11 protein-coding genes are annotated in these 13,195 nt (G+C 63.6%); 5 read left to right on the top strand and 6 right to left on the bottom strand.

Annotated features, from left to right (window positions below):
* Positions 1–478: 478 nt before the first annotated feature.
* On the bottom strand, positions 479–1,126 hold the full coding sequence (locus KW845_RS02675) for a helix-turn-helix domain-containing protein (protein ID WP_218367622.1): 648 nt from the start codon (positions 1,124–1,126) through the stop codon (positions 479–481).
* A gap of 105 nt (positions 1,127–1,231) precedes the next feature.
* On the opposite strand from KW845_RS02675, the gene KW845_RS02670 reads away from it, so the two are divergent.
* The 5 genes from KW845_RS02670 (at position 1,232) to KW845_RS02650 (ending at position 9,013) form a co-directional block, all read left to right on the top strand.
* Positions 1,232–3,283, top strand: a complete 2,052-nt coding sequence (locus KW845_RS02670) for a hydantoinase/oxoprolinase family protein (protein ID WP_218367621.1) — start codon at positions 1,232–1,234, stop codon at positions 3,281–3,283.
* Positions 3,284–3,285: 2 nt separating this feature from the next.
* Entirely contained in the window at positions 3,286–5,298 is a 2,013-nt protein-coding gene (locus KW845_RS02665) for a hydantoinase B/oxoprolinase family protein (protein WP_218368599.1), read from the top strand.
* 35 nt (positions 5,299–5,333) lie between these two features.
* The gene (locus KW845_RS02660; RefSeq protein ID WP_218367620.1) at positions 5,334–6,668 is read left to right on the top strand and encodes an FAD-binding oxidoreductase; all 1,335 of its coding nucleotides are present in this window, start codon (positions 5,334–5,336) and stop codon (positions 6,666–6,668) included.
* Positions 6,669–6,755: 87 nt separating this feature from the next.
* Entirely contained in the window at positions 6,756–7,748 is a 993-nt protein-coding gene (locus KW845_RS02655) for a tripartite tricarboxylate transporter substrate binding protein (RefSeq protein WP_218367619.1), read from the top strand.
* A 77-nt stretch (positions 7,749–7,825) separates the two neighbouring features.
* Positions 7,826–9,013 (top strand): FAD-binding oxidoreductase, encoded by a 1,188-nt coding sequence (locus tag KW845_RS02650; protein ID WP_218367618.1) that lies wholly within the window; start codon positions 7,826–7,828, stop codon positions 9,011–9,013.
* Positions 9,014–9,065: 52 nt separating this feature from the next.
* On the opposite strand, the gene KW845_RS02645 is transcribed toward KW845_RS02650, so the two are convergent.
* The 5 genes from KW845_RS02645 to KW845_RS02625 form a co-directional block, all read right to left on the bottom strand.
* Positions 9,066–9,380, bottom strand: coding sequence for a DUF2007 domain-containing protein (locus tag KW845_RS02645; protein WP_218367617.1), 315 nt, complete (start codon positions 9,378–9,380; stop codon positions 9,066–9,068).
* Positions 9,381–9,465: 85 nt separating this feature from the next.
* On the bottom strand, positions 9,466–9,702 hold the full coding sequence (locus KW845_RS02640) for a hypothetical protein (RefSeq protein ID WP_218367616.1): 237 nt from the start codon (positions 9,700–9,702) through the stop codon (positions 9,466–9,468).
* A 135-nt stretch (positions 9,703–9,837) separates the two neighbouring features.
* Positions 9,838–10,749, bottom strand: a complete 912-nt coding sequence (locus tag KW845_RS02635) for a polysaccharide deacetylase family protein (RefSeq protein ID WP_218367615.1) — start codon at positions 10,747–10,749, stop codon at positions 9,838–9,840.
* A gap of 22 nt (positions 10,750–10,771) precedes the next feature.
* Positions 10,772–12,127: an MmgE/PrpD family protein gene (locus KW845_RS02630; RefSeq protein WP_218367614.1), complete on the bottom strand. Its 1,356-nt coding sequence runs from the start codon at positions 12,125–12,127 to the stop codon at positions 10,772–10,774.
* Positions 12,128–12,130: 3 nt separating this feature from the next.
* Positions 12,131–13,102: a tripartite tricarboxylate transporter substrate binding protein gene (locus KW845_RS02625; protein WP_218367613.1), complete on the bottom strand. Its 972-nt coding sequence runs from the start codon at positions 13,100–13,102 to the stop codon at positions 12,131–12,133.
* Positions 13,103–13,195: the final 93 nt, after the last annotated feature.

Genomic DNA, 13,195 nt, shown 5'->3' with positions numbered 1-13,195 from the left:
AGGCCGGCTTGCGTCCGGCAACCGCCCTTTGGAACGGCTTTTCTTTGCCTGGCCCCCATAAGCCAATGAAATAGCGCCAATTTTCATTTCTTGACTTAAACTTTGAAACGTTGCTCAGTATCATCGTCTCTTAGCCACGTTCATGGCCGAGATTCAACAGGAGTTCTCATGGCCCCCCTTAACCCAAGACGAGCGGGTCTTCCTCGCAACTCAGCCGAGGCGCGGGCGCAACGCACCCTGCAGGCCGCCGAGCAACTGGTTTCGCAATCGGGCCGCACCCTACCTACGTCGGCCGAACACGAATTGCGTGAATACATGCAAGAACTGAGCTTGAAATCATACGGTCATGCGGGTTCGTTACTGTCTTCCCTGTACAGAACGAGCTAGCTTTCCTTGCCTGATTTCTGCCGCCCTTCGGGGCGGCTTTCTTTTTTGGCGGCTCGCTATCGCTGCCCGGGCCTGCAAGCGCAGGCATTGCCTACACGTCGCCCAATCGCATCAGCCGCCGAATCTCGTCGCGCTTGACGCGCAGCGCTGGCAGCAGCTCGCTTTCTATGCGCGGGCGAGAATATTCGTCGTCATTGACTGAAAGCCCCAGCGACAGGCTGCGCGCCGGCCCCGTGAACAGCGATATGCCAACCGTGGTGACCTTGCGATCGGCGTAGTGCGCGATCGACCATTGGTCTTCCGGCAAGTCCAGCGCCGAGCACAGCGCAGTGCCGGGCGGCAGCGAACTGCCCACGCGCAGATTGACGACCAGGATCTTGCGCCGCTCGGATTCGGAGCTGGCGCGCGCAATGATGATGGCCTGGTCCTTGCTCTTTTCGCCGATATTGACGGTGCCCGAGCACCTGTCGGCCAGCGCCTGCAGCGACGACTGGATGAAATCGTTCACCCCCGTATTGGCCAGCGCCGCAAACCCGATTTCCAGCAATTGCGGGGTCAGCGACCACAGCGTGCCTTCTTTGCGCACATAGCCTTCGCTTTGCAGCGTATTGAGCAGCCGCAGCACCGTCGAGTGCGGTAGTTCCACCGCCCTGGACAGCGCCGTCAGGGATTGCCCTGGCCCGCTGCGAAAACTGCGCAGCACCGCTAGACACCTCTGGACCGACCTATTATCATTCATTTGACCACTAAATGAAATGTTTGTTCATCTAGTGAACATTTTAGCCTGCTTTGGGCTAACCTGCAAGCGGGTTTCGAACTCCGCGACACAGATTTGGGAGCACCCATGGGGTACAGAGTTGGCGTCGACATCGGCGGATCGTTCACGGACTTCGCCGTGTTTGACGAAGACAGCGGCGAAATCAAGAGCCTGAAGGTTTTCTCCCGTCCGGACCAGCCGGGCGAAGAAGTCATCGCCGGCGTGCGCATGCTGGGCGAACGCTACGGCATCCAGCCCGGGCAGATCAGCTACTTCACCCACGGCACGACCGTGGGGATCAACACCGTCATCCAGCGCAAGGGCCTGAAACTGGCGCTGTTCACCACCGAGAATTTCTGCGATGTGCTGGAACTCGCGCGTCTGAAGACCCCCGACATGTACCACTTGCTGTCGCGGCGCCCCGAACCGCTGGTCAAGCGCAGCATGGTCTTTGGCGTCGCCGAACGCATGGGGCCGGACGGCTCGGTGCGCAAGCCGCTCGACGAGGAAAGCGTCCGGCACGCCGTCGGGCGGGCGCGCGACGCCGGCGCCGAAGGCATTGTCATCTCGCTGCTGCACGCCTATCGCAATCCGGCCCACGAACTGCGCGTGAAGGAAATCGTCGAATCGCTCGCCCCCGGCCTGCCGGTTTCCTGCTCCAGCGAAACCTGGCCCATCATCCGCGAGTACGAACGCACGGTCACCGCCGTCATCGGCGGCTATGTACAGCCGCGGGTCGCGCATTACCTGGGTTCGCTGCAAAGCGCCCTGAACAACGCCGGCGTCAAGCCGGAACCCCGCCTGACCAAATCCAATGGCGGCGTCATGACCGCCGAGCAGGGCAAGCGCGACTGCGTGCAGATGATTCTGTCGGGCACCGCGGCCGGCGTGATCGGTGCCAGCCACGTGGCGGCCACCGCGGGCATTGCGCGCTGCCTCAGCCTGGACATCGGCGGCACCAGCGCCGATATCGCCGTCATCGTCGATGGCAAGCCGACGTACGGCGTGGGCGAACTGATCGGCGACTTCCAGATCCATATCCCGTCGGTGTCGGTGTCCTCGGTGGGCGAAGGCGGTGGCTCGATCGCCTGGGTAGACCCGCTGGGTGTCCTGAAGGTGGGCCCGGAAAGCGCCGGGTCGCGCCCCGGACCCGCTTGCTACCGGCGCGGCGGCACGCGCGCCACCATCACCGACGCCTTCGTCTGCTGCGGCCTGGTCGGGCATTCCGACCTGGGCTACCAGGCGGTCGAAGTCGACGCCGAAGCGTCACGCCGGGTGGTCGGCGAACTGGCCGGCAAGCTGGGCCGCAGTATCGAAGAGACCGCCGAAGCCATCATCCAGATCGCCGTGTCCGGCATGTATGCCGAGGTCAGCGGGCTGGTGTCGCGCTACGGCATCGATCCGCGCGAATACGCCGTGCTGGCCTTCGGCGGCGCCGGCCCCATGCTGGGCTGCTTCCTGGCACGCGAGATCAAGGTCAAGGAGATCGTCGTCCCGCCCTCGCCCGGCACGCTCAGCGCGCTGGGCGGCCTGATCGCCGACCTGAAGAGCGACTTCCTGAAAACCGTGTACACGGACCTGAACCCGGCGAACCTGCAGACCGTGCGCGATGAGTACGCCACGCTGCGCCAGCGCGCCGAACAGTGGCTGATGCAAGAGCAGGGCCACATCGACCAGGCCGAACTGGTCTATTCGGCGGAAATGCGCTATCGCGGCCAATCGTACGAGATCGACACCGTGCTGGACCCCGCCCATTTGGCGGCCACCAATGTCGAAGCGGTGGGCCAGGCCTTCCATGACATGCACCGTCAGTTGTACGGGCATGCCGACGAGCATGCGCCGGTGCAAATCGTCAGCCTGCGCGTGGTGATCTCGGGCAACAACGACAAGCCGCGCTTCCCGCGCCACGAGCCGCGCCCCGGAACGCCACGGCCGGAACGCACGCTGCGCGTGTGGCTGGATGGAGATTTCCGCGATGTGGACCTGTACAGCCGCACCGCATTGAGTGCCGGCCAGCACTTCAGCGGCCCGGCGATCGTGACGCAGGACGACTGCACCACCGTGATTCCCTGCGCCCACGAATGCCATGTCGACGAATACGCCAATCTGCGCATCACTTCCGAAGGAGCCGCGTCGTGACCATGACCGTGGACAATTTCCGCCTGCAGGTGCTTGCCAATCACTGCACCGCCGCCGCCGAAGCCATGGGCTATACGCTGATGCGCACGGCCTATTCCACCTTCGTCAAGGAAACCGAGGACTTCTCCGCCCAGCTGATGACCCCGTCGGGCAAGACCTTCGCCTCGCCCAAGACATTCGGCGCCACCTGGTACACCGGCCTGGATTACGGCCGGGTCATCGCCATGTTCGACGACTACCGCGTAGGCGACATCTTCCTGACCAATGACCCGTATAGCGGCTACGTCTCTACGCACACGCCCGACATGCACCTGTGGAAACCGGTCTTCTACGAAGGCAGGCTGGCCTGCTTCGTGGGCACCCACATCCACAATACCGACATGGGCGGGGCCGTGCCGGCCTCGCTGTCGCGCACCCTTACCGAGGTGCACCAGGAGGGCTTGCGCATCCCGCCCATGCTGTTGATGCGCGACGGCGTCATCGACGAGAAACTGCTGCGCATCATGCAGGTCAATGTGCGCATGCCCGACCAGAACCACGGCGACCTGAACGCGCAGATTGCCGCCCTGAACGTCGGCGAACGCAAAGTGCACGAGATCATCGACCGATTCGGCATTGACGAATTCATGCAGGGGGCCGAAGCCATCCTGGACTACGCCGAGCAGCAGACGCGCACCCTGATACGCGACATTCCCGATGGCGAGTACGAATTCTCGGAATACGCCGACGAAGACTCGGTGGGCGGCTACCCCTGCCGCATCCACATCACGCTGCGCGTGCGCGGCGACGAGCTTGAATTGGACTTCACCGGCAGCGATCCGCAGGTTGCATCGTCGCTGAACGTTCCCACCGGCGGAGACGGGCACCATTCCGTCATCACGGTGGGCCTGATCTACGTCATGCATACGCTGGCGCCCCGCAATGTGCTCAATGCCGGCTCGGTGCGTCCCATGAACGCCGTCCTGCCCGAAGGCTCGGTCGTCAATCCACACGCGCCAGCGGCCGTGGGCATGCGCAGCCTGATGGCGGCGGTCATCCAGGCCTGCACCTTCGGCGTCTTCAACCGTGCCGTACCGAACCGCCTGCCGGCCTGCCCCGCCGGCGGCTCGACGCTGCTGAACGTCAAGACGGCCACCCGCGAAGGCCGCCAAGTGCTGTCCTCGATCGGGCCTTGCGGCGGTGGTGCCGGCGGCGGACCGGACTACGACGGCGTGGAAGGCTGCGGCGCCAACAACGCCTTCCTGAAGAACACACCGGTGGAAATCAACGAAGCCGAAGTGCCCATCGAGATCATCCGCTACGGCCTGGTACCCGACACCGGCGGCGCGGGTCGCTTGCGCGGCGGCAACGCCGCGACCATGGAATTCAAGGTGCTGGCGCCCAACGGCGTAGTCACCGCGCGCAACCGCAATCGCTCGGAACTGGCCGCCTGGGGAGTGGTGGGCGGCAAGGCGGGCGCCAACTCGCGCTTCATCAAGAACCCAGACTCTGCACAGCCCGAAGAGCTGCGCAACAGCGACCTGGTCAATTGCGCGCCGGGCGATGTCATCCGCCTTCAAGGACCGGCCGGTGGCGGCTACGGACATCCGTACGAGCGCCCCATCGCACGCGTACTGGACGACGTGCACTGCGGTTTTGTCTCGCCGCACCGTGCTCGCGCAGCCTACGGCGTGGTGGTGCGCGACGACCTGACGGTGGACGAGGCCGCCACGCGCGAACTGCGCAGCGACAAGTCCGGCAACGTGGAGCATTTCGACTACGGCCCGGGGCGTTCGCGGTTCGAGGACATCTGGACGGCGGCACGCTATGACGCGATGACGCGGATCCTGGCGGCCATCCCGGTCAGCTGGCGGCATTTCGTCAAGCACCAGATGTTCGCCGCGCTGGCCGGCACGGCCCCGCCGGCCGACGGCGGCGCGGCCGACATCGATCGCCTCTACGCGCAGTTGAGCGAGCGTTATACCGACCTGCCCCCGCTTGCGTCCCTGCACGAATTCGCAGCGGCACGCGCCTGACGGCAACACCCTTACCCACATCCCAGGAGCCCCGCATGGCCTCTTCAGCCGATATCTTCGCGCCGGATTTCCAGCGGCGCCCCTATTGGTGGGAAGCCTATGAACCGCCCGACCCCGGCGACGATACGCTGCCGGCCAACGCCGACGTGGTCATCGTCGGCGCCGGCTATGCCGGCATCTGCTGCGCCTTGACGCTGCGCCAGGCGGGTATCGACGCGCTGGTGCTAGAGGCCGGCCGCCCTGGCCAGGGCGCCAGCACGCGATCCGGCGGACAGGTATCGGGCGGCGTCAACGTGCAGAAAAAGGCGCTCGCCGCCGTGGGCGAAAGCCCCCGGGAACGCGAGCAGCGCCTGGCGGCGCGGCTGCGCGACGCCGCGGCATCCATGACCTACCTGGAATCGCTGATCGACGCACACGACATCCAGTGCGGCTGGCACAAGACGGGCCGGCTTACCACCATGTGGGTGCCGCAGCACTGCGAGGCCTGGAAAGATCGTATCGAGCAGTTGAACGCCTGCACCGGATCGCACGCGCGGATGATCCCGCGCGAAGCGCTGGAACCCGAGATCGGATCCCGCATCTACCATGGCGCCGCCCTGATAGAACGCGCCGGCCACCTGCAACCCGCGCAGTTGTATGGCGGCATGCTGCACGCCGCGCGCGCTGCCGGCGCGCGCATCCACGGCAACACGCCGGTCGAGCGCATCACGCGACAGGCTGGCGGCTACGAGATCGCCACGCCACGCGGCACAGTGCGTGCGCAACAGGTGGTGATCGCCACCAACGGCTATACCGGTGCGAACCTGGCCGGCCTGCAGCGCAAAGTGGTGCCCATCGCCACGTCCATGATTGCCACCGAGGAACTCGCGCCCGACCTGGCGGCCAGCCTGCTGCCCACCAATCGCGCCGTTTCCGAGTCGCGACGCGTGGTCAATCACTATCGCCTGTCGCCCGATGGCCGCCGCCTGCTGTTCGGCGGGCGCGCGCGTTTCACATCGGCCAGTGAAGAAACCACCGCCCGCCTGTTGCATCGCGCGATGGTCAAGCGCTTTCCCCAACTGGCAGAAACACGCATCACGCACAGCTGGGGCGGCAAGGTCGCGATGACGCTGGACTCCATGCCGCATATCGGCGGGTCCGACGGACTGCATTACGCGCTGGGCTGCAACGGCAGCGGCGTCGCCATGATGAGCTACCTGGGACACAGTGTGGGCCGCAAGATCGCCGCACAGTCCCGCGATCCGATCAACGCCTTCGACATGGGGGAAATTCCCGGCCATCCTTTTTACTTCGGCAATACCTGGTTTCTGTTCGCCATAGGCAGTTGGTACCAGGCGCGAGACGCCTACGACCACTGGAGGGCTCGCTGAATCCTTGCACCGTCCGATGCGGGCCCGGGCCGCAAGCCCGAGCCGCAAGAAAGGGGTCGGACGTGGTCCAAACTACAGGAGTAATCCATGAACACGCAACGTCGCAATGCCCTGAGAGTCCTGTCCGGCCTGTGCGGTGCCGCCGCCCTGCCCCGCTTGGCGCTGGCGCAGCCAGGATCGTATCCCGACGGTCCGGTCACGGTCATCGTGCCCTACGGGGCCGGAGGCAGCACGGACGTCATCGCCCGCCTGCTGGTCAACGATGTCTCTGAACGCCTGGGCGGCAATTTCATTGTCGAGAACAAGCCTGGGGCGGCCGGCAACATCGGCACCCGCCAAGTGGGCATATCGCCCCCGGACGGCAAGACCCTGCTCTATTCCACCGCCACGCCGTTCTGCATCAACCCGTACGTCTATCGCACGCTGCCTTTCGACCCGGACCACGACTTCGCGGCCGTGTCGCGCACCGCCAAACTGCCACTGGTATTGGTCACCAATGCCGGGCTGGGCGTCAAGACGGCGGACGAGCTGGTCCAGTACATCCGCAAGAACCCGTCCAAATGCAGCTTCAGCTCTTATGGCGTGGGCACATCCAGCCATATCGCGGGCGCGATTTTCTGCAAGAAAATCGGTGCATCCGAGGTGCTGCATGTTCCGTACAAGGACATGACCGCGATGTCCGACCTGGCGGCCGGACGCAACACTTTCCACATCGACGCGTGGTCGGTGGTCGATCCGCTGGTCAAGGCCGGCAAACTGGTGCCTCTTGCGGTCTCCAGTGGCGAACCCCTGCCTTGGGCGCCACAGCTTCCCACGATAGCCAGCGTCGTCAAGGACAACTATGAAGTCGTCACCTGGCATGCGGTTTTCGCGCCACGCAAGACGCCTGCCGATATCGTCGACCTGCTGCACAAGGAATTCCAGCAAACCATAGACAAGCCCGCCGTGCAAAAGACCTACACGGACCAGGGTTTCCTGACCTATCCGCCCGCCACGCCGAAGGAAATCGACGCCTTCGTCAAGCAAGACAAGCTGCGCTGGAAAGGCTATGTCGAAGCTGCGGGCATCACGCCTTCGTAGGCGGGCCTGGACACCATCCCAACGAGCGGGTGCCGGCAAGGCCCCGCTCACCTTTCTCAGAACCGGAAAACAGACTCGTGAACAGGTACGACGTGGTTGTCATCGGCGCCGGCGTCATCGGCAGCTCGGTAGCATTTCATCTTGCCAGGCTCGGCACGAAGAATGTCCTTCTTCTGGACCGCGGCACCATCGGCGCCGGAACGACGTCCCAGTCGTCCGGCATTCTGCGCACGCACTACTCGGTCAAAGAGAACGTCGAGCTGGCGCGGCAGTCCTGGCGGGTATTCAGCGATTTCCCCCAATACCTGGAAGATGAAGAAGCCTCGTGCGGCCTGGTCAAGTGCGGCTACCTGATCGCCGCCCCCGAAGGCGACAAGCTCGGTCCGCTGCGGGCAGCGTTGCAGCAACAGCAAGACCAGGGTATTGCGCTGGAGTCGTTGACCCAGCAACAGGCGCGCGAACTGCTGCCCATCGCGCAATTCGACGATGCCGCCCTGATAGGCTTCGAACCCGAGGCGGGTTTTGCCGATGCCTATCTGGTCGCCACCAGTTTTGCGCGCGCCGCGCGCCGCGCCGGCATCACCGTGCGCGAGAACGTCGAGGCCAGGCACCTGCTGACCGAGAACGGCAGGATCGTCGGGGTATCGACCTCTGCCGGCGACTTCAACGCGGCCACGGTCATCAGCACCCAGAATATCTGGACCCCGGAACTGGCCGGCTGGACCGGCCGCAAGCTACCGGTGGTACCCGAACGACATGCAGTGCTTGCGCTGGAGTGCAGCGCCGCGAAGTACACGTTTTCGATGCCGGTCTTCAAAGACCTGGCCTCGCCGGGCATGCTGTACTGCCGCAGCTACGGCGGCAACCAGATGCTGGTCAGCGAAGGCATCGCGGGGCAAGCTCTGGACACGGCCGAAGTGGAACAAGGCGATATCCCGATGGACTATATCGTCGACGTCGGCACCCAGGTCGCGCAGCGCTTCCCCGGCTACGAAACCGCCGGCATCGCTTCATCGTGGACGGGCGTCTACGATGTCACCCCCGACTGGAACCCGGTATTGGGCAAACTGCCCGGCATCGACGGACTGTTGGTCGGCTACGGTTTTTCCGGCCACGGCTTCAAGCTGTCTCCCATGGTGGGCCGCATTCTTGCCCAGGAGACGCTGGGCCTGCCCACCGATGTTTCGCTGCAGCCGTATTCCATCGAACGCTTCCAGACCGGCGCGCTGCTGACAGGCAAGTACGGCCTGGGCGCGGTGTCTTGATCATTGTCAGGACTGGATTGCCCGGCCATGCCAGGCAGCGGGCTTGATGGGCCTAGGCAGGCCGCATCGCGCCGCATTGCCAGCACGTCGAGAACTGGGGCTCCAGCCATTCACCGCAGGCATCGCACCGCCAGTGCGGTCGCACCGCAGAGGCATCATCGCCACGCCCGTCGATGATGCGCATCGCCGCATCCTTGTCGCGCTCGTCTTCCAGCCAAAGATCGGGACCGCATTGGTCCACCGGGATTTCCCCCGCGCCCCCCTGCAGATACCGGCTGGTCAGGCGGCAGGCTATCCCCGCCTGCTCCAGCAGGTTGGCCCAATGTTGGCCCAGCATCATGTCAGGTGCGCGAGTCAATCGGATCATGGATGCCACCGAATAGAAAGGGGGAACGTCTCATCATATCGCTTCGGCCCCATGCCGCCATGCGATCAAGCTTCACCCGCCCGTATCAGTCACCAGAGCCACGGCGAAACCTGACGGACTGGGCCTTGTTCAGGCGCGCCGCTTCCTCTTCGGCGTAGTCCTCTTCATCCGCTTCATACGAGCCCTCATGCATGCACCCGCTACGGTTCCAGGTGCACTCGTTGAACAATCGGCTCATGGTCCCCGATCCGCCTGAAGAGCACCCGGCCAGCGCGACGAGACACAGCGCGACGCTGCAGCGGCCCAAGGTTTGAATGGACATGCTTCCTGCCTCCACAAAAATGCCATTGCCCTGATTATGACAAGGCCTTGCAGACCCTATTCTATCTGCCATACGCGAGGTACTACGCTTTCGGGCACTTGCCTGCCATCGGGGTCACGCCCCATGGACAGCGGATCATTGGCGATCGGCGTAGCCTTCACTACCCGGCACTATGCCGGCGGGCAACGATTCCATGAACCTGCAGATCTCTCCTGCCCGCGCCAGCCAGACCTTATCGCGGTGCCGCAGGATATGCTCGATGACTTTCCGGAACCGGCGCAGCCGGTGCGGTTGGCCCAGTATGAAACTGTGCAGCACGATGCTCATGACCAGCGGACGACGCTCGGATTCCTGAAGCATCTCGTCGAACTGGTCGATGAGGTTCTCGCAGAAAACTTGCGACGGGGTCCGACGCGTGACGATTTCGATAGAGTCGTTCAAGTCCTGCGCGTAGGGAATGGCCAGAATGCGTCCGTGCCGGGTGTTGAACCAGACCGGCTGGTCATCCAGGGGCCAATCCATCATGTAACGGTAGCCGGCTTCCTGCAGCAGATCCAGCGAGTCGTGGGTCTGCGATATATAGGGCGCCAGCCACCCCATGGGCGGCTGGCCCTCGTGGTGAGCGATTGCCGCGGTTGCCTCGTGAATGGCGGTGCGCTCTTGCTCGAGCGCCATGTCGCCCTGGCGCTCGGCATTGGTTCGGCCATGGCCGACGATCTCGTCGCCACGCGCCGAGAAAGCGGCAATCATTTGTGGACAGTATTGGTAGAGTTCTGTGTTGACCAACAGTTCAAGCGGCAGTTCATACGTATCCGCGAACTCCAGCAAGCGCCAGGCGCCAACGCGGTTGCCGTAATCACGCCAGGCAAAACTACGCACATTCGGCTGGGCCTGCGGCACACCATAATCGTTGCCCAGCCCTTCGCCAAACGCGAAGTGCTCCACGTTCAAAGACAGGTGCACCGCCAGGCGCTTTCCTTCGGGAAAACTATAGTCCGGGCGGCGGGAAATCGCCGAGTAGTCATAGCGTCCGTGGGTCTTCAGCATGATCAGGTCCGTCGCAAGTCGATTACAGGTTGAGGCCAGCCGAGAATTCGCCCATATCGCCAATGCGCTCGATGCGCATAAAGGCATCGTACAGCCTACGCGTCGTGGCATCACCCCAGAGGGGCGTACCCAGCGACATGAATTTTCCTTCCAGTTCTTTCTGGCTGTGCGGGCGGGCCCGCTCTCCTTTGGTCATTTCGCAATGGCCCGCCACAGGAGGCTTGCCGGCAGCATGAACGATGACATCGCAACGCTGGCACCCCGGATAAGCCGCCGTATATGCCGGGTCTTCCGATACGAATACCCGCTGGACCAATTCCTGCACCGCGCGGTTGGCCACCGCGGCGTCATCGAACGACGCCAGCCCGGACTTGCCGTGGTGCAGAATCGTCGCAAGTGCAAATGGTATGGAAAAGCGGCCTCCGAAGCTGGTGGTGATGTCCTTGCCGCTGAGCATGGCCGCCAGCTTGTAACCCTTGACTTCGATTCGCTCGATGCCGGCCGGGTCGATATGGCCGCCAGCCTGTGCGATGGCGTCCTCTAGCGCGTCAATGGCACTGTGCACATAACGCCCGGTCGGGTGCAGCTTGAAGTATCCCATCGCGATAAGCCAATCATTGCCCAGGCCCTCCATCACGCTGTCGGCAGCGTAGCGATCCGATACCACCCCGCCGCCGTATACCGACTCGACGCCATCGATTTCGCCTTTGAAGCCGGTCAGCGCCATCTGCACCGCGACCTGGCCCATATACGCGGAATGCCCGGAATAGATGTTCCGCACTGTAGAGCCTTCCAGCAGAGTATTGCGGCTGGTTGCCATGCCCATGGTCGCCGCCATGCTGATCAGTTCGCGCATTTGCGTTACCGAAAGCCCGCGCAACTTGCCGACGGCAACCGCGGCGCCGATCACGCCATAGGTGCCGTGCGGATGGATGGACAAACGCATATCGGCAGCGCGATTGATGCGCGAGCAAACCTCGTAGCCCAGTATGGTCGCAAGCAGAAAATCGCCACCCGAGGCACCGATTTCCTGGGCTACCGCCAAGGCGGCCGGGACCACCTGGATTCCCGGGTGGCCCTTGGCAAATTGATTGCCCTCATCCAGCTCCAGCCAGCAACCGGCGCTGCCGTTGAGCAGGCCCGCATCGAGCGGCGCGGCACGGCGTCCGGTACCCAGCACCCAGGCCGGGCCCGCAGCGGCCCGTGCCAGGTGCGCATCGGCGAACGCCTTCATCTCAGGAATTTGCATGCCCGCCCCGATAACCGGAAGCGAATCTGCGATCACCCAGCGGCCATGTTGCAGCGTAAAGTCATCCAGGTCGGTTAATTGTGTCTGGCAAATAAACTGCGCCAACTTATCCAGGTAATGCACCGACATCGCTTACTCCACCTTGATATCGTTGGCTTTCACGACATCGCCCCACTTCTTCGAATCTGCCGCGATATAAGCAGCGAACTCTTGGGGTGAGCTGATATGTGGTAACAGCCCGGAGTCAACCAACTGCTTGCGCACCCCTGGGTCTTTCAAGACTTCCGCGGTTTCCCGGTTGATGCGATCGATTATGGCGGCCGGCGTGCCGGCAGGCGCGAACAGGCCGTACCAGGCGACCGAGTCGTAACCCGGCACGCCCGCTTCCGCAATGGTGGGCACATCGGGCAGCACTTCCAGACGCTCGGACGAGGTCACGCCCAGCGCGCGCAACTGGCCCGCCTTGATCTGGCTGACGGCCGGCGCAACGGCCGAGAGCATGAAATCGACATTGCCGGCCAGCAAATCCACCATGGCCGGACCGCCTCCTCGATAAGAGATATTGGTCATGCGCGTGTCGGTCATGGCCATGAAAAGCTGCGTGGCCATGTAGTCGGACGCCCCGACACCGGACGAACCAAAGTTCAGCTTGCCCGGCTCGGCCTTCGCCATATCGATGAACGCACCCACCGTAGTCGCGGGGCTCTTGGGGCGGACGACAAGGACGTTGACGCCATCCACCACGGGCGTAATGGGCGCCAGATCCTTCGTGGGATCGAACGGCATGTCCTTATAGAGATACGGAGCAACGGAAATGATGCCGGCGCTGGCCATCACAATGCTGTAACCGTCCGCAGGTGAATTGACCACGTTCTGGGTACCGATGAAACCGGCCGCACCCGTGCGATTTTCCACGACAACGGCCTGGCCCAGCCTGGGCGCCAGGCCCTTGGCCAACACCCGCGCCGTCACATCCACCGAACCGCCCGCCGCGAACGGAACCACCAACCTGATCGGGCGGGTGGGCCATTGCTCCGACGCGGTCGTGGGTAGAGAGATCAGCAAAGCTACCGCCGCCAGCGCGGTGCGAGGAAGAGATTTCATACGAGCCCCTTGTTGTTGGCCCGGCCCGTTGTTGCACGCCGGTATAGGGGCACCTTAACTAGCAGGTACCGGCTTGCATAGTCTCGAAATCGG

The sequence above is a fragment of the Bordetella sp. BOR01 genome (assembly GCF_019218885.1).
GTDB lineage: Bacteria > Pseudomonadota > Gammaproteobacteria > Burkholderiales > Burkholderiaceae_B > Bordetella_A.
This window is presented reverse-complemented; position numbering and strand designations above follow the sequence as displayed.

What these genes read in the sequence shown, in the direction of transcription:
- KW845_RS02660 (WP_218367620.1), top strand. Translation starts at nt 5,334, where the DNA reads ATGGCCTCTTCAGCCGATATCTTCGCGCCGGATTTCCAGCGGCGCCCC.
- KW845_RS02670 (WP_218367621.1), top strand. Translation starts at nt 1,232, where the DNA reads ATGGGGTACAGAGTTGGCGTCGACATCGGCGGATCGTTCACGGACTTC.
- KW845_RS02630 (WP_218367614.1), bottom strand. Translation starts at nt 12,127, where the DNA reads ATGTCGGTGCATTACCTGGATAAGTTGGCGCAGTTTATTTGCCAGACA.
- KW845_RS02665 (WP_218368599.1), top strand. Translation starts at nt 3,286, where the DNA reads ATGACCGTGGACAATTTCCGCCTGCAGGTGCTTGCCAATCACTGCACC.
- KW845_RS02675 (WP_218367622.1), bottom strand. Translation starts at nt 1,126, where the DNA reads ATGAATGATAATAGGTCGGTCCAGAGGTGTCTAGCGGTGCTGCGCAGT.
- KW845_RS02645 (WP_218367617.1), bottom strand. Translation starts at nt 9,380, where the DNA reads ATGATCCGATTGACTCGCGCACCTGACATGATGCTGGGCCAACATTGG.
- KW845_RS02625 (WP_218367613.1), bottom strand. Translation starts at nt 13,102, where the DNA reads ATGAAATCTCTTCCTCGCACCGCGCTGGCGGCGGTAGCTTTGCTGATC.
- KW845_RS02655 (WP_218367619.1), top strand. Translation starts at nt 6,756, where the DNA reads ATGAACACGCAACGTCGCAATGCCCTGAGAGTCCTGTCCGGCCTGTGC.
- KW845_RS02640 (WP_218367616.1), bottom strand. Translation starts at nt 9,702, where the DNA reads ATGTCCATTCAAACCTTGGGCCGCTGCAGCGTCGCGCTGTGTCTCGTC.
- KW845_RS02635 (WP_218367615.1), bottom strand. Translation starts at nt 10,749, where the DNA reads ATGCTGAAGACCCACGGACGCTATGACTACTCGGCGATTTCCCGCCGC.